The sequence below is a fragment of the Agrobacterium sp. MA01 genome, assembly GCF_009650195.1.
Taxonomy (GTDB): Bacteria; Pseudomonadota; Alphaproteobacteria; order Rhizobiales; family Rhizobiaceae; genus Allorhizobium.
The window spans coordinates 3,366,176-3,380,764 of the sequence record NZ_CP045854.1; the positions used below are offsets into that span (position 1 = coordinate 3,366,176).

The following is a 14,589-nucleotide window of genomic DNA, read 5'->3' on the forward strand; positions in this document are numbered from 1 at the left end:
GACGATGAACGCCAACAGAGAAATCCTGCCGAAGGTCATGCGCCCGACGCCATCCTGGCGGGTCGAGACGCGCACCCGCCTCTCCACGCTGTTCTCGCTTGCAGCCATCCTCTTCGTGCTGCTCTTGGCAGCAGCCCCCTTCGTCGTCTCGCGCGGCGTGGTGCAGGACCTCTTCTTCATCCTCACCATGCTGGCGCTCGCCCAGAGCTGGAACCTGCTGGCAGGTTATGCGGGGCTGATCTCCGTCGGCCAGCAGCTCTTCGTCGGCTGCGGCGCCTATGCGCTCTTCGGCTTCGTCATCCTTCTGGGTGTCGATCCGATCCTGGCCATCCCGCTTGCCGGCCTCTTCGCCGTGTTGGTCTCGATACCAACCGCCTTCTTCGCCTTCCGCCTCTATGGTCCCTATTTCGCCATCGGCACCTGGGTCATCGCCGAGGTCGGTCGCTTGCTCTTTGCCCAGTGGAAGGCGCTCGGCGGCGGCACAGGCACCTCACTTCCGCGCGAAGCGACGCGCGAAATGTTCGGCGTCTCGTTCCTCGAAGACTGGTTCGGCATGCGGACCGCAGCAGCCGCCGACGCCATCGCCTTCTGGCTGGCGCTGATCGTGCTCGTTTTGACCATCTGGTTCGTCTACCGCCTGCTGCGCTCCAAGCAGGGCTTAGGGCTCGCCGCCGTGCGCGACAATGAGACGGCCGCCCGGGCACTCGGGGTGGACGCCCAGAAGCTGAAGCTCGTGATCTACCTCTCCACCGCCTTCATCACCGGCGTCGTCGGCGCACTCATCTATCTGCAGAAGGCTCGCATCTCGCCGGATGCTGCCTTCTCGCTCACCGACTGGACGGCCTATGTGATCTTCATCGTGGTGATCGGCGGCATCGGCACCATCGAAGGGCCGATCCTCGGCGTAATTATCTTCTTCCTGATGCAGAATGCGCTGTCGAGCTATGGGTCCTGGTACCTGCTGCTGCTCGGGGCGCTCGCCATCGTCACCATGCTTTTTGCACCGCGCGGGATCTGGGGCCTGATCACCGACCGCACCGGCATCGAACTCTTTCCGGTCCGCCGCACCTTGAGGGGTGGATCGCTTGAACAAACGAAAAAGGGAGGGCCACATGGCTGACATCACAACCGACGTCCTGATCATCGGCACCGGGCCGGCCGGCTCGGCAACCGCCGCCTTGCTCGCGAGCTACGGCCTTGAGCCCATGGTCATCAACCGTTACCGCTGGCTCGCTAACACGCCGCGCGCCCACATCACCAACCAGCGCACCATGGAGGTTCTGCGCGATCTTGGCCGCGACGTTGAGGACGAAGCCTATATGTTCGCGACAGAACAGGACCTGATGGGCCAGAACGTCTTCTGCACGGCGGTCGCCGGCGAAGAGATCGGCCGAATGCAGAGTTGGGGCAACCATCCGCTTTCGCGCGCCGAACATCTCCTCTCCTCGCCCGGGCGGATGAACGACCTGCCGCAGACCTATATGGAGCCGCTGCTCTTCAAGACCGCCTGTTCGCGCGGTGCGCAGTCACGCATGTCGACGGAATATCTGAGCCATGTGCAGGATGCAGACGGCGTGACCACCACCTGCCGCGACCGGCTGACGGGCAAGGACATCACCATCCGATCGAAGTTCCTGGTCGGCGCCGATGGCGGCAACTCCAAGGTTGCCGAGCATGCCGGCCTCTCCTTCGAAGGCAAGATGGGCGTCGCCGGCTCGATGAACATCCTCTTCGAGTGCGATCTCTCGCGCTACGTCGCCCACCGCCCCTCGGTACTCTACTGGGTGCTGCAGCCGGGCGCCGATGTCGGCGGCATCGGCATGGGTCTCGTGCGCATGGTACGCCCATGGAACGAGTGGCTGATCGTCTGGGGCTACGACATCAACCAGCCGGCACCGGCGGTTGACGATGCCTTCGCCACCAAGGTCGTGCGCGATCTCGTCGGCGTTCAGGACCTGCAGCCGAAGATCAAGTCGGTCTCCACCTGGACAGTCAACAACATGTACGCGACCACGATGTCGAACGGCCGCGTCTTCTGCATGGGTGACGCCACCCACCGCCATCCGCCGTCGAACGGTCTCGGATCCAACACCTCGATCCAGGATGCCTTCAACCTCGCCTGGAAGCTCGCCGCCGTCATCCGCGGCCAGGCCGGCATGGGTCTGCTCGACAGCTACCAGGCCGAACGCGCCCCGGTTGCCAAACAGATCGTCACCCGCGCCAACAAGTCGATCGAGGAATTCGGTCCGATCTTCAAGGCGCTCGGCATGCTCGACTCCGTCGACCCGGTGAAGATGCAGGAAAACATGGACGCCCGCTGCGACAACACGGCGGATGCGGAAAGGCAGCGTGAGGCCATCCGCCAAGCGATTGTGCACAAGGTCTATGAATTCGACGCGCACGGCGTGGAGATGAACCAGCGCTACAAGTCGGGCGCCATCGTCACCGACGGGCAGCCGGAACCGGCCTTCGAAAAGGATGCCGAACTGCATCACCAGCCGACAAGCTGGCCCGGCGCCCGCCTGCCGCATGTCTGGCTGTTCGGCCCGGAAGGCGAAAAGGTCTCGAGTCTCGACCTGACTGGCCATGGCGTCTTCACCGTTCTGACCGGCATCGGCGGCGATGGATGGGTGGCGGCCGCAAAGTCCCTGTCCAAGGAATTCGGCCTCCCGATCACGGTCCACAAGATCGGTCCTCGCCAGACCTGGCAGGACTTTTCCGGCGATTGGGCTCGCGCCCGCGAAATCCGCGATTCCGGTGCACTTCTGGTTCGCCCCGACCATCACGTCGCCTGGCGTGCGGAAGCCGCGGTCTCTGACCCCGAAGGCGAGCTGCGGCGCGTCCTGAAAACCATTCTGGACCGGTGAGGAACGATCATGGAAGCGCATGAAAAGGGCTACTTCACTGAGGAGACCTCCGTCGAGGTGGTCACCGGCCGCAACGCCAATGCCAAGGACGAGCGGCTGAAACAGGTGATGGAGGTCATCACTCGCAAGCTGCACGAGGCGGTCAAGGAACTGGAACCGAGCCAGGAGGAATGGATGGAGGCGATCCTCTTCCTCACCCGCACCGGTCAGATGTGCAACGAGTGGCGCCAGGAGTTCATCCTGCTGTCCGACGTGCTCGGCGTCTCAATGCTGGTCGATGCGGTCAACAACCGCAAACCCTCTGGCGCCTCGGAAAGCACAGTGCTGGGCCCCTTCCACGTGGCGGACGCCCCCGAACTGCAGATGGGGGCCAACATCTGCCTCGACTCGAAGGGCGAGGACATGGTGATCGAGGGCCGCATCCTCGACACCGAGGGCAAGCCGATCGCAGATGCCGTGATTGATGTCTGGCAGGCGAATGACGAGGGCTTCTACGATGTGCAGCAGAAGGGTATCCAGCCCGACTTCAACCTGCGCGGCGTCTTCCGCACGGGCCCGGACGGTCATTACTGGTTCCGGGCGGTAAAGCCCAAATTCTATCCCATCCCCGACGACGGCCCGGTCGGCCAGCTGCTCGGCAAGCTCGGCCGCCATCCCTATCGCCCGGCCCATCTGCACTACATTATCAAGGCGAATGGATACGAGACGCTTGTCACCCATATCTTCGATCCGGATGATAAGTACATCCATTCGGATGCCGTCTTCGGCGTCAAGGAAAGCCTGCTGGCGAAATTCGAGCGCCGCAGGGATCCGCAGCGTGCCGCCGAATACGGTTTCAGCGAGGAATTCTGGGAAGTGAAGCACGACTTCGTGCTGGTGCAAAAGAACCAAGCCTGACTGCGGCTCAATCGAGCCCTTGGACCCGCAGCTGAGCTCCGGGTCGCATCTTCTTTTCCGCACAGCTGGCGGGCCCATCCGTATGGAATGCGCCCGTCAGCTTCTTTTTGCGCCAGGTTTCGCGCTACTGGCGAAACAGATCCTGCTCAACGCCCGCCTTCTCGAACAGATAGTCGCGGCTCGCCTCCAGCTCCCGCCGCAGCTTCCCGATATCGTGACCGATCAGGCTTCCCTGCCACTTTTTGACCTGCCCCGCACAGAAGACCGTCGAGACATTGCTGCGCTCCATCAGCGTGACAACGGCGCCGGGCACATGGTTGAGGGGCGCCACATTGAGCGCGGTTGCATCGAGCAGAATGATATCGGCATCCTTGCCGGGCGTGAGGCTTCCGGTTTTGTGCTCAAGCTTCAGGCCCCGCGCGCCTTCGATGGTCGCGAACCGGATCACATCCATGGCCGAGAGCAGCTTGGGATAGTCGTCGCCGCGCAGCGCCTTCTCGTTGGCGATCATCCGTTGGAGGGTGATCGTCGAGCGCATCTGCGTGAACATGTCTGCGGTCATCGTGCATTCGACATCAGTGGAAAGCGATGGCTGCAGACCGAGGTCGAGGGCTTTCTGAAGCGGCGGTTCACCGTGGCGCATCTGCATCTCGATCGGCACGGAGAGCGAGATATGCGCGCCGGCATCCGCCGCCCGCTGCCAGGCCATGTCGCTCATGCCGGTCATATGGATGAAGATATTGTCCGGGCCGAACTTGCCGGCCATGGCCAGGCCGTCGAATGTCGGCTGCATGCCGAAGGTTCCGACAACATGCAGGGCGATCGGCAGACCGAGCTCGCGACCCGTCGCCCACGCCTCTTCATGGAAAGGCAGGTAGATCTCCCCGCCCATCACCATGGTCAGCAATTGATCATCGCTGGAGAAATGTTCGGCCCTGATCCGGCGAGCGTCGCCCGGATACTTGGCAAGATCGCCCCAGCCTTCGAAATAGCCGAAGACGGCGCGGCGGCCGGCATCCCTGAGGGCAGCTATCGCGGAATCCGAATGCTCCGGCGAGTGATGGATCTGGCTCACGTCCATCACGGTCGTCACACCGGCATCGATCTGGGAAATGCCGCCGACGAGTTCGGAGATGTAGACATCCTCCGGGCGATAGAGGACCGAAAACTTCTGCAGCATCCACTCATAATAATTGGCGGTGCTTTCCGGACGCCCGTCATTCACCAGAATGGCATCGGACAAGAGACTGCGCAGAGCGGTCTCGAACTGATGGTGATGGGTGTCGATGAAACCCGGCATGACGATCATGCCGCTGGCATCGATGACCGCCGCATCGGCAGAGTCCAGGTGGGGGCCGACGGCGAGGATCTTCGCCCCCTCGATCAACACATCGCCGATGGTGTAATTGCCGACGGACGGATCCATGGACAGGACGGCGCCGCCCTTGATCAAGGTCTTGCGACCGGGCTGGCCCAGTCCAGCCGGCAGCGGCTGCGTCGCGCTGGAGCGACCAAGCTGCGGAACGGATCCTCCGCCGGAATCTGCAGGGGATCTCAGTCTCACGTCACAGAATTTACACATGCCCACCTCCCAATCTTCGCAATACGAAATTTAATTCGCTGATTAATCAGAGCGCGCAAAGCCGGCGCAGGCCCTTCGGCTCCCTTAACCGTTCAGTGCTGCCGACAGCGCTGGCGTTCGGGCCGCAGCAGCGCTGATCCGGCCTGCAGCAACCCGAAGATCACCCAGTCGGTCCGTCACCATCTGGTCCGGGCCGATTAGCCCCGAATAGCCCGAGGAGTTGACCGCAGCCGTAACCTTGCCCTCTGCATTGCGGATCGGCACCGCGAGAGCCGTAATCCCGAAATCTAGCTGATCGACAGTCGTCGCATATCCGCGCTCCCCGGCTTCGTCGATCAGCGCACGCAGGGCATTCTTGTCAGTGACTGTGCGTGAAGTGAGCGCCTTCGGCTCCACCCTCGCGAAGTAGCGCTCGAGCTCGGTCTTCGGCAGGCCCGCCAACAAAACGCGCCCCAGCGAGGTTGCGTGAGCGGGATAGCGCGCGCCGACCACGGCCGTCGCCCTTCTCGCGCGCTGGGTGGAATGGTGCGCGATATAGATGACGTCGTGCCCATCGAGCATGGCGATGGAGGCCGCGTCACCATGGGTTTCGACGATCTGCCTAAGTTCCGGCAACAGGATCTCATCGATGCGGGCGGCAAAGTAGAAGCCGGAGCCGAGCGTCATAACCTTTGGCTTCAGGAAAAACCGCTTTCCGACCGAGCCGACGTAACCGAGCGCCGACAGCGTGATCAGACTTCGGCGGGCAGCAGCCGGTGAAAGACCGACGCGCCGCGCGATCTCACTCAGGGTCATGTCAGGATGCGCTGCATCGAAACATTCGATGACGGCGATCCCCTTTGCCAGCGCTTCAACGAACTCCGCCGATCGCTTCGGATCCTCAACCATGTCCACCCTGTCCAGCAAAGTTCAGCCCTCGGGCGCAAGCACGAAATCGAACCTGCACTTCGCGTCCGGACGCTTCTCGAGGGCAAACGGGAATTCCTCGGATTTCTTGACAGGTTCCAGTTTGGCGATCAACGATTTTCGCACTCCGAAAACCGCGTCATTGTCGATGTATTCGGTGTTCTCGAAGAACAGTTCCGTCGTGATCGCCCGCATTTTTTCGGCACGTATAATGAAGTGCAGATGCGCTGCCCGCCAGGCATGCCGGTTGCCGGCACGAAGCAGCCGTCCGACCGGACCGTCATAAGGCACGGTATAGGGCTTCGGCAGGACCGTGGTGTAGTAGTAGCGGCCTTCGCCGTCCGCGGTGATCTTGCCACGCAAGTCGTATTTGTCCTGCCCATGCTCCTGGATCGGATAGGTGCCGCTGCCATCCGCCTGCCAGGTATCGACGATCGCGCCCGGAAGCGGATTGCCAAGAGAGTCACGCACGATGCCATGCACCAGCAGCGTTGTGCCGTCACGCCCCCGGGCGAGATCGCCGCCCAATTCGAGTTCCGGTGCATCATCGAGGTAGAATGGGCCGAGATTGGATCCTTCCGTCGCCCCACCGCGGGTGTTGATCATGTCGACCAGGGCGGACAGGCCCACGACGTCGGACAGCAGAATGAACTCGTGCCGTTCCGGGGTGGAGATCTTCCCGCAATCATAGAGGAACATCAGCATGCCCATCCACTCGTCATGGGTCATGTTCACTTCACGCGTATAGTCGTGGAGGTGATCGATGAACGTCTCCAGGAGGAACTTGAAACGACTGCCCTCCTCGGTCTGGAAACTTTCCTTCACCGCTTCGGTGATCGTGAACTGATTGATCTGACCCATCGACATCCTCCACTCGACCGACCCGTCTCCCGCCGGGTTGACGCAAAGCTAGAACAGGTTCTATTATTCGGCAAGTGAATTTATTTTCGCTATGCGAAAAGGAACTCTGAATGAGAATTGGCAAGCAGGACCAGGCTTTCACCGCGATCGCCACATCGGATGCGACATCCATCACGGTCAGAGGCCATGATCTGTGTGATGACCTGATCGGCAAGATCGATTTCACCGATTACTTCTGGCTGCTGGTCTGCGGCAAACGACCGGACAAGCGACAGACCACGGCCCTCAATGCCTGTCTGGTCGCGATTGCCGAGCACGGACTGGTTCCGTCGGTGCAGGCGGCCCGCATGACGCTTGCAGCAGCCCCCGAGGCCTGGCAAGGCGCGATGGCTGCCGGTCTTCTCGGCATGGGCACCGTTGTTGCCGGCTCATCGGAGGTCGCGGGACGATATCTGGCCGAACTGGTCGCCGCTGGCGGAAACGAAGCGGCGGTCCGCCACTCGCTTGATGTTTTCCTGAAAGAGCGCCGGAAGGTTCCGGGGCTTGGTCATCCCCAGCATGCAGGCGGAGATCCCCGCGCGGACCGTCTGCTGGCCGTGGCCGACGAACTGCAGATTTCCGGGCAGCACATCGCCACCCTCAGACTGCTGGGCAACCTCGCGCCCGGCATCATGAACCGGCCTTTGCCCATCAACGTCTCGGGCGCCATTCCAGCCGTCATGCTTGATGCGGGATGGCCGCTCGCGGCTCTCAAGGCGGTCCCGCTGATCGCCCGCGCCGCCGGCCTTGCTGCCCATCTTTATGAGGAAAGCGAACGCCCGATCGGCTTCATCCTGTCCCACCATGCGGATTTGGCCATTTCCTATGACGGAGAGACATCCGAATGAAGCCGCTTCAGTCCATTCGGGTCATCGAGATGGGGACCTACATCACAGGTCCGGCCGCAGCGATGCAACTGGCAGACCTCGGTGCCGACGTCATCAAGGTCGAGCGCCCCGGAGAAGGCGATCCATTCCGGGCCTTTAAAGGCGGGCTCTACTCGCCGCATTTCCAGACCTACAACCGTAACAAGCGCTCCATCGCCCTCGACACACGAAACCCCGAAGATCTCGAGGTCTTTCTCGCCTTGATCGCTTCGGCAGATGTGTTCATCCAGAACTTCCGGCCGGGGGTCGCGGAAAAGCTCGGCGCGGGCGAAACCGAACTGCGAGCACTCAATCCGAGGCTCGTCTACTGCGCGATTTCAGGCTTCGGAACCTCAGGGCCGGCGCGCGACAGACCGGCCTACGACACTGTGGCACAGGCGGCCAGCGGCTTTCTGCGCCTCGTGACACCACCCGACCGACCCCGTGTTATCGGCCCGGCTCTGGCCGATGCGGTGACGGGACATTATGCGGCAACCGGCATCCTCGCGGCCCTGATCGAGCGCGGAAAGACAGGCAAGGGCCGCAGGCTAGATATCTCGATGCTGGAGGCCATGAGCCACTTCAATCTGGACAGTTTTACCCATTACTACAGCGCCGGAGAGGTCATGGGGCCCTTGTCGCGACCGGTGGTCAGCCAATCCTACACCTTCGAATGCGCCGACCGGAAATGGATCGCCTTCCATCTCTCCTCGCCACAGAAGTTCTGGGAAGGTTTGCTCGATGCGACCCAGCAGCGCCACCTGGCAGACGATCCCCGCTTCCGCGAGCGCCTGGATCGCATCCGGCATCAGGATGAGCTGATCGACATTCTCGCTCCGGTATTTCGAAGCAAACCGCGTGACGAATGGTGCGGTTTGCTGGAAACGAACGAAGTGCCCTATGCGCCGGCCTACGACAGCGACGAGGCGCTCGAAGACCCACAAGCAAGGCATCTGCAAATTGCCGTCACCGTTCCGAACGCCGAGATGGGAGACTTCACGACCGTCCGGCCACCTTACAGCTTTGACGGCGAGCCGGAATTTGCTGTCTCGCCTCCACCGCGACTGGACGAGCATGGGGCGGAAATCAGATCCGAGGTCACGAAGGCGTCACACCAGGCTCGGTGAGACCTGTCGGAGCTTGAGGCTGGGACGAAGGATGGACCACCCAACCGAGCGGTCAGTCTTCGCTGCCCTGCAGTGGTATGATCTGGACACTTCCGTGGCGCACCGATCGCTCTGCAGTGATGTGGTCGGAAAAATGCTGCACCTCGTTCATCGACCCCTTCAGGATGCCGACTTCGAGGCAATTCTCGGTATCGAGATGCACATGCAGGCTCGCGATCGTCAGGTCGTGATGATGATGGAAGCTGTTTGTCAGCCGCCTTGCAAGGTCGCGGGCCGCGTGATCGTAGACATAGCTCAGCACGCCGATGCAGGGTTCATCACCCTTCGAATTTCGGGTAGCTTCCTTCAGACCCGTTCTCACGAGATCACGGATCGCCTCCGACCGGTTCTGATCCCCGCGTGTCTCAATCAGCGCATCGAGTTCCTGCATCAGGTCGTCATCAAGGGTGATCGTCACGCGCTGCATATCAAACTCCCTTCGTATGATGTTTTGATATAGACATCATACACACCCAGCATTATTGTCCTGCCACTTAGGGGGTGCTTACGACACCATCTGATTGGGTATAGGGGAATTTTCATGACCAAGGCAATTCTGCGGCTTGCAGTTTCGACTGCTTTCGCTGCCGCCGTCTTGTCAGGCACCGCCCTTGCCACGCCGAAATCGCAACTGGTGCTCGCCATCGGCGGCGAACCCGAAGGCGGCTACGACCCTCTGACGGGCTGGGGACGTTATGGTCATCCGCTTTTTCAATCGACCCTTCTGACACGCGATGCCAATTTGAAGACCCGTCCCGATCTGGCGACGGAATGGTTGCTCTCCGATGATCGGCTCACATGGACCATCAGGCTCCGGCCGGACACACGGTTTTCCGACGGCTCGCCGCTTGACGCCGAAGACGTCGCTTTCACCTTCAACGAGGCGGCCAAGATCGGTAGCGCCGCTGACCTGACCGCACTCGAGGCCGCCCGCGTCATTGACGATCAGACCGTCGAGATCAAGCTGAAGAAGCCCTGGATCACCTTCACCGAGAACCTCTATGCGCTCGGCATCGTACCCTCGGACGGCTATGGCGAGGGCTACGCGCGAAATCCGATCGGATCTGGTCCCTACAAGCTCGTCTCCTGGACCGAAGGCCAGCAGCTGATCGTCGAGAAAAACCCGAACTATTATGGCGAGACCGGGCCATTCGAGCGGATCACCTTCCTGTTTACCGAAGAAGATACGAGTCTCGCGGCAGCACAAGCCGGGCAGGTGGACATGGTCTCCGTGCCGGCAACGGCCGCCGATACGCCGCCACAGGGCTTCAAGCAGATCGTTACCCGGTCCGTCGACAACAGAGGCATCGTCTTCCCGATCGTGAAAGACGAGGGCAAGGTCGTCGGCGAGGGCAAGAAACTCGGCAATGATGTTACCGCCGACCCTGCCATCCGCCGTGCCGTCAATCTCGGGATCGATCGAAATCAGTTGGTAGACGTCGCCCTGCTCGGTCACGGGAGCCCGGCAGCGGGCCCCGCCGACGGGCTCGCCTGGTCCAATCCGGACGCAGCGGTAAGCTTCGATCTCGAGCAGGCCAAAACCGAGCTGGAGAGCGCTGGCTGGACGCTCGGCAACGACGGCATCCGTGTGAAAGATGGCCTCCGGGCAGCCTTCCCAATCAATTACCCCGCTTCGGATTCCACACGACGCATGCTGGCTGAAACCGTGTCGGCACAATTGAAGGGCCTCGGCATCGAAGCGACGGCTACCGGCAAGAGCTGGGACGAAATCGACCGCATCATGCATTCCGAGCCGGTGATGTTTGGCTGGGGCAGCCATTCGCCGCTCGAGGTCTACAATCTCTACCAGTCGAGCCTTGGCGGCGTGGAATTCTTTAACGCCGGCTTCTATGCAAACCCCGCCGTCGATCGGCATCTTGCCGCAGCGCAGGGTGCGCCAAGCCTGGAAGCATCCTTCCCAGACTGGCGACAAGCCGAATGGGACGGGACGACTGGGTTTGGTGCCAAGGGCGACGCCGCATGGGCTTGGCTCGTCAACCTCGATCACATCTACTACGTGAACGAATGCCTGGAGATTGGCGCCACCCAGATCGAACCGCATGGCCATGGATGGCCGATGACCGCGATGATCCAGAACTGGAAATGGACGTGTGAGTAAGGCGGGCCAATTGGGCTGGGTCGGGTTGATCGCCGCAAAGGCGCTCCGGCTTGTGCTCGTCCTCTTGACGGTCGCGATCGTCGCCTTTGCGCTGATGAAGAATTCACCTGTCGATCCGATCAATGCTTATCTCGGGGCCGACATCGCGCGTGTCGGGCCCGAGCAGCGCGCCCTGATTGCCGAAAAATGGGGGCTCGACCAGCCAGCGACCACACAGTTCTTTCGCTGGGCGAAGAATCTGATGGCCGGCGACCTCGGTTATTCCATGACCTATAACGCGCCGGTCGCCGACGTCCTCGTCTCGAGGTTCAAGGCGTCGCTTCCCCTGATGGGGCTTGCCTGGCTCCTCTCCGGCGTGCTCGGCTTCGCCCTCGGCGTGATCGCCGGTGCCTTTTCCGGCTCCTGGGCGGACAGGATGATCCGGCTCTATTCCTATGTGCTCGCTTCAACGCCCACCTTCTGGCTGGCGATCATGCTGCTTGTCGTCTTTGCAGTCGGGCTCAACTGGGCACCCATCTGCTGTGCTGCCCCGATTGGCGTCCTGCCTGAAGACGTGACCTTGGCTGATCGCGCCCGGCATCTTGCCCTGCCGCTGATGGCGCTCAGCGTGCTCGGCATTGCCCAGATCGCGCTGCACACGCGTGCCAAGATGATCGAGATCATGCAGTCCGATTATGCGCTCTATGCCAAGGCGCAAGGCGCCTCGCGCATGGACATTGCCTTGCGCCATGGCGCACGCAATGCAGCGCTCCCTGCGATCACGGTTCTCTTTGCCTCGCTTGGCGAGTTGTTTGGCGGCTCGGTTCTCGCCGAACAGGTGTTTTCCTATCCGGGGCTTGGCAAAGCAACCGTGGAAGCCGGCATCCGTGGCGATGTACCCCTGCTCCTTGCGATCACACTGGCGCTGACCTTTGTCGTCTTCCTCGGCAACTCGATTGCCGATCTCCTTTACAGGCTGGTCGATCCGCGCATGGCGTCGGGAGTGCGCATCGCATGAGCGACATCCTCGATCTCCCGCCCTCCGCCCCCGATCGCGCGCCAGACGGACACAGGATACGAACGCTCGCGGTCGCAACCGTAGCAGCGCTCGCTTTGGCTGCCGTGCTCGTCTCCACCCATCTCTACGGGCGCTACGGCATTGATGCCGATTTTTCCACGCGCCTGCTCGAACCGTCATTGTCCCATCTAGCCGGTACCGATCAGCTCGGACGCGACATGTTCGCCCGCACGCTGCATGGCCTCGCCTTGAGCTTCTGGGTCGGCCTGATTGCGGCTTCAGGGTCCGTCGTCATCGCCATGCTGCTTGCACTTGTGGCGACAACAGGCGGGCGGCTCGCCGATGAAGCCGTGTCCTTCCTGATCGATGCTGCGATGGGACTGCCGCATTTCGTGCTTTTGATCCTCATCTCCTTCGGTCTTGGCGGCGGCACCACGGCGGTGATCATTGCGGTTGCCGTCACCCATTGGCCGCGGCTCACCCGCATTCTGAGGGCGGAACTGCTGCAACTGCGCCAGGCCGAGTTCGTGCAGGCATCGCGGCATTTCGGCAAATCCTGGATTTGCATCGGCCGGCATCACTTTCTGCCGCATCTCGTGCCGCAGCTGCTTGTCGGCCTCGTACTTCTGTTCCCCCATGCCATCCTGCATGAGGCGGGTCTGACCTTCATCGGCTTTGGGCTTGAACCGTCCAACCCCGCAATCGGCGTTTTGCTGTCGGATTCGATGCGCTACCTTTCCGCCGGCAAATGGTGGCTAGGCCTGTTTCCGGGGCTGGCACTGCTACTCGTGGTCTTGAGTTTCGATGCCATCGGCAATGGGCTCCGGCTGTTGACCGATCCCCGGCAGGAGCAGACGTGATGCTTTCAGTCGAATCCCTGTCCATCGGTTTCCTGCGCTATGACGGCCTCATCCATCGCTGCGAAGTACCGGCCCTCGACGGCATCGACCTCAAGGTGGATCGCGGTGAGATCCTGGCTCTGGTGGGTGCTTCGGGCGCAGGAAAGAGCCTGCTTGCCCATGCCCTGTTCGGCATTCTGCCGGAAAATGCTGTGGTGCGCGGCAACATATCGCTGAACGGGGAGCAGGTTGAAGCGGCGAATGGCGGCAAGGACCACCGCCCTCGCATGGCGCTGGTTCCGCAATCGCTCAGCCATCTCGACCCGCTGGCCCGCTGTGGCAAACAATTGCTGTGGGCCGCAAAACGCAGCAGCAAAACGAAAACGATGGCAGACCTCGTGACCACCCTTGAGAGCTTCGGCCTTGGCGCCGAGGTCATGCGGCTTTATCCGCATCAGGTCTCGGGCGGCATGGCGCGCCGCCTGCTTCTCGCCATCGCCACGATTGGAGAGCCGGATCTGATCGTCGCCGACGAGCCGACAAGCGGGCTCGATCCGGACGCTGCGAAAAACGTCCTGCGCCATCTGCGCCGCCTTGCCGATAGCGGCAAGGCCGTGCTTCTGATTACCCATGATCTCGTCACCGCGGTCTCCCATGCCAACCGGGTCGCGATCCTGGAACAGGGCAGATTGCTGGGCACCGAGCCGGCGAATGCGTTTTCGGAGGATGGCAGACAGCTGACGCTGCCTTATGCACGGGCGCTGTGGCTGGCCATGCCGGGAAACCAGTTCTCGGCCGCACCGCTTGTGCGGGAGGCTGCGCGTGCTTGAGGTAAGAGATGTCGACTTCGGCTTTGGCAAAGCAAAGCCCATCCTTGATGGGGTGTCGCTGACGCTGAAGCCGGGCGAGATTCTGGGCCTTTCCGGCCCCTCCGGCACTGGCAAATCGACGCTCGGGCGCATCGCGGCGGGCTATCTGAAGCCCCAAAAAGGCGAGGTTCTCCTCGATGGTGCAGCCCCTGCCCTGGGCTATTGCGGGGTTCAACACATCCACCAGTCCTCGATCTTCGCCGTCAATCCGCGATGGCGGCTAGGCCGGATCATCGCGGAAGCCTGGCAGCCGGATGATCAGACGCTGGATGCCATCGGCGTGTCGCGTGCCTGGCTTGATCGCTACCCGCACGAAATCTCGGGCGGCGAACTGCAACGGGTTGTGCTGGCGAGGGCGCTTGGCCCCGACACCCGCTTCCTGGTCGCCGACGAACTATCCGCCATGCTTGATCCGATCACCCAGGTGGAAATTTGGTCCTTCCTCATGGAGCGTCGCCGCCAGGGCCTCGGCATCCTTGCCATCAGCCATGATGCCGCCTTGCTGAAGCGCGTGAGTTCACGGCAGCTTAAGCTCTGTACTGGTGGCTTGATGCCGCTCGTCGCTTAAGGGCCTCCGCAAC

Annotated in this window: 14 protein-coding genes; 10 read left to right on the top strand and 4 right to left on the bottom strand. The window is 61.8% G+C overall.

The features are described from left to right. Window positions 1-4 precede the first annotated feature (4 nt). From GH983_RS16265 to GH983_RS16275, 3 genes are read left to right on the top strand one after another with little or no spacing between them, the layout of a single operon-like run. On the top strand, window positions 5-1,120 hold the full coding sequence (locus GH983_RS16265) for a branched-chain amino acid ABC transporter permease (protein ID WP_153762940.1): 1,116 nt from the start codon (window positions 5-7) through the stop codon (window positions 1,118-1,120). Beyond that, a complete protein-coding gene (locus GH983_RS16270) occupies window positions 1,113-2,867 on the top strand; it encodes an FAD-dependent monooxygenase (protein ID WP_153762941.1) in 1,755 nt (584 codons plus the stop codon). Before GH983_RS16265 ends, GH983_RS16270 begins: the two co-directional genes overlap by 8 nt. 9 nt (window positions 2,868-2,876) lie before the next feature. Next, the gene (locus tag GH983_RS16275; protein WP_153762942.1) at window positions 2,877-3,764 is read left to right on the top strand and encodes an intradiol ring-cleavage dioxygenase; all 888 of its coding nucleotides are present in this window, start codon (window positions 2,877-2,879) and stop codon (window positions 3,762-3,764) included. Between the two features lie 124 nt (window positions 3,765-3,888). Here GH983_RS16275 and GH983_RS16280 read toward each other — a convergent pair whose 3' ends face one another. The 3 genes from GH983_RS16280 to GH983_RS16290 form a co-directional block, all read right to left on the bottom strand. Continuing rightward, the gene (locus GH983_RS16280; protein ID WP_069043180.1) at window positions 3,889-5,346 is read right to left on the bottom strand and encodes an amidohydrolase family protein; all 1,458 of its coding nucleotides are present in this window, start codon (window positions 5,344-5,346) and stop codon (window positions 3,889-3,891) included. A gap of 84 nt (window positions 5,347-5,430) precedes the next feature. Next, window positions 5,431-6,234, bottom strand: a complete 804-nt coding sequence (locus GH983_RS16285; protein ID WP_153762943.1) for an IclR family transcriptional regulator C-terminal domain-containing protein — start codon at window positions 6,232-6,234, stop codon at window positions 5,431-5,433. A 21-nt stretch (window positions 6,235-6,255) separates the two neighbouring features. Further along, window positions 6,256-7,113, bottom strand: coding sequence for a dioxygenase (locus GH983_RS16290; protein ID WP_054147743.1), 858 nt, complete (start codon window positions 7,111-7,113; stop codon window positions 6,256-6,258). Window positions 7,114-7,223: 110 nt separating this feature from the next. Here GH983_RS16290 and GH983_RS16295 point away from each other — a divergent pair, with 110 nt between their 5' ends. Continuing rightward, window positions 7,224-8,000, top strand: a complete 777-nt coding sequence (locus GH983_RS16295; RefSeq protein ID WP_069043178.1) for a citryl-CoA lyase — start codon at window positions 7,224-7,226, stop codon at window positions 7,998-8,000. Next, a complete protein-coding gene (locus GH983_RS16300) occupies window positions 7,997-9,145 on the top strand; it encodes a CaiB/BaiF CoA-transferase family protein (RefSeq protein WP_069043177.1) in 1,149 nt (382 codons plus the stop codon). Before GH983_RS16295 ends, GH983_RS16300 begins: the two co-directional genes overlap by 4 nt. Window positions 9,146-9,197: 52 nt before the next feature. Here GH983_RS16300 and nikR read toward each other — a convergent pair whose 3' ends face one another. Continuing rightward, entirely contained in the window at window positions 9,198-9,611 is a 414-nt protein-coding gene (gene nikR, locus GH983_RS16305) for a nickel-responsive transcriptional regulator NikR (protein WP_006724913.1), read from the bottom strand. Window positions 9,612-9,725: 114 nt separating this feature from the next. On the opposite strand from nikR, the gene GH983_RS16310 reads away from it, so the two are divergent. From GH983_RS16310 to GH983_RS16330, 5 genes are read left to right on the top strand one after another with little or no spacing between them, the layout of a single operon-like run. Then, window positions 9,726-11,303, top strand: a complete 1,578-nt coding sequence (locus GH983_RS16310; RefSeq protein ID WP_153762944.1) for an ABC transporter substrate-binding protein — start codon at window positions 9,726-9,728, stop codon at window positions 11,301-11,303. Beyond that, the gene (locus GH983_RS16315; RefSeq protein ID WP_246727411.1) at window positions 11,296-12,300 is read left to right on the top strand and encodes an ABC transporter permease; all 1,005 of its coding nucleotides are present in this window, start codon (window positions 11,296-11,298) and stop codon (window positions 12,298-12,300) included. Before GH983_RS16310 ends, GH983_RS16315 begins: the two co-directional genes overlap by 8 nt. After that, on the top strand, window positions 12,297-13,160 hold the full coding sequence (locus GH983_RS16320; protein WP_153762945.1) for an ABC transporter permease: 864 nt from the start codon (window positions 12,297-12,299) through the stop codon (window positions 13,158-13,160). Before GH983_RS16315 ends, GH983_RS16320 begins: the two co-directional genes overlap by 4 nt. Next, entirely contained in the window at window positions 13,160-13,969 is an 810-nt protein-coding gene (locus GH983_RS16325; RefSeq protein WP_153762946.1) for an ATP-binding cassette domain-containing protein, read from the top strand. The genes GH983_RS16320 and GH983_RS16325 overlap by 1 nt, the downstream gene beginning before the upstream one ends. Further along, window positions 13,962-14,576 (top strand): ABC transporter ATP-binding protein, encoded by a 615-nt coding sequence (locus GH983_RS16330; protein WP_153762947.1) that lies wholly within the window; start codon window positions 13,962-13,964, stop codon window positions 14,574-14,576. The genes GH983_RS16325 and GH983_RS16330 overlap by 8 nt, the downstream gene beginning before the upstream one ends. The last annotated feature ends 13 nt before the right edge of the window (window positions 14,577-14,589 follow it).

What these genes read in the sequence shown, in the direction of transcription:
- GH983_RS16300 (WP_069043177.1), top strand. Translation starts at nt 7,997, where the DNA reads ATGAAGCCGCTTCAGTCCATTCGGGTCATCGAGATGGGGACCTACATC.
- GH983_RS16285 (WP_153762943.1), bottom strand. Translation starts at nt 6,234, where the DNA reads ATGGTTGAGGATCCGAAGCGATCGGCGGAGTTCGTTGAAGCGCTGGCA.
- GH983_RS16265 (WP_153762940.1), top strand. Translation starts at nt 5, where the DNA reads ATGAACGCCAACAGAGAAATCCTGCCGAAGGTCATGCGCCCGACGCCA.
- GH983_RS16320 (WP_153762945.1), top strand. Translation starts at nt 12,297, where the DNA reads ATGAGCGACATCCTCGATCTCCCGCCCTCCGCCCCCGATCGCGCGCCA.
- GH983_RS16270 (WP_153762941.1), top strand. Translation starts at nt 1,113, where the DNA reads ATGGCTGACATCACAACCGACGTCCTGATCATCGGCACCGGGCCGGCC.
- nikR (WP_006724913.1), bottom strand. Translation starts at nt 9,611, where the DNA reads ATGCAGCGCGTGACGATCACCCTTGATGACGACCTGATGCAGGAACTC.
- GH983_RS16295 (WP_069043178.1), top strand. Translation starts at nt 7,224, where the DNA reads ATGAGAATTGGCAAGCAGGACCAGGCTTTCACCGCGATCGCCACATCG.
- GH983_RS16310 (WP_153762944.1), top strand. Translation starts at nt 9,726, where the DNA reads ATGACCAAGGCAATTCTGCGGCTTGCAGTTTCGACTGCTTTCGCTGCC.
- GH983_RS16290 (WP_054147743.1), bottom strand. Translation starts at nt 7,113, where the DNA reads ATGGGTCAGATCAATCAGTTCACGATCACCGAAGCGGTGAAGGAAAGT.
- GH983_RS16275 (WP_153762942.1), top strand. Translation starts at nt 2,877, where the DNA reads ATGGAAGCGCATGAAAAGGGCTACTTCACTGAGGAGACCTCCGTCGAG.
- GH983_RS16280 (WP_069043180.1), bottom strand. Translation starts at nt 5,346, where the DNA reads ATGTGTAAATTCTGTGACGTGAGACTGAGATCCCCTGCAGATTCCGGC.
- GH983_RS16325 (WP_153762946.1), top strand. Translation starts at nt 13,160, where the DNA reads ATGCTTTCAGTCGAATCCCTGTCCATCGGTTTCCTGCGCTATGACGGC.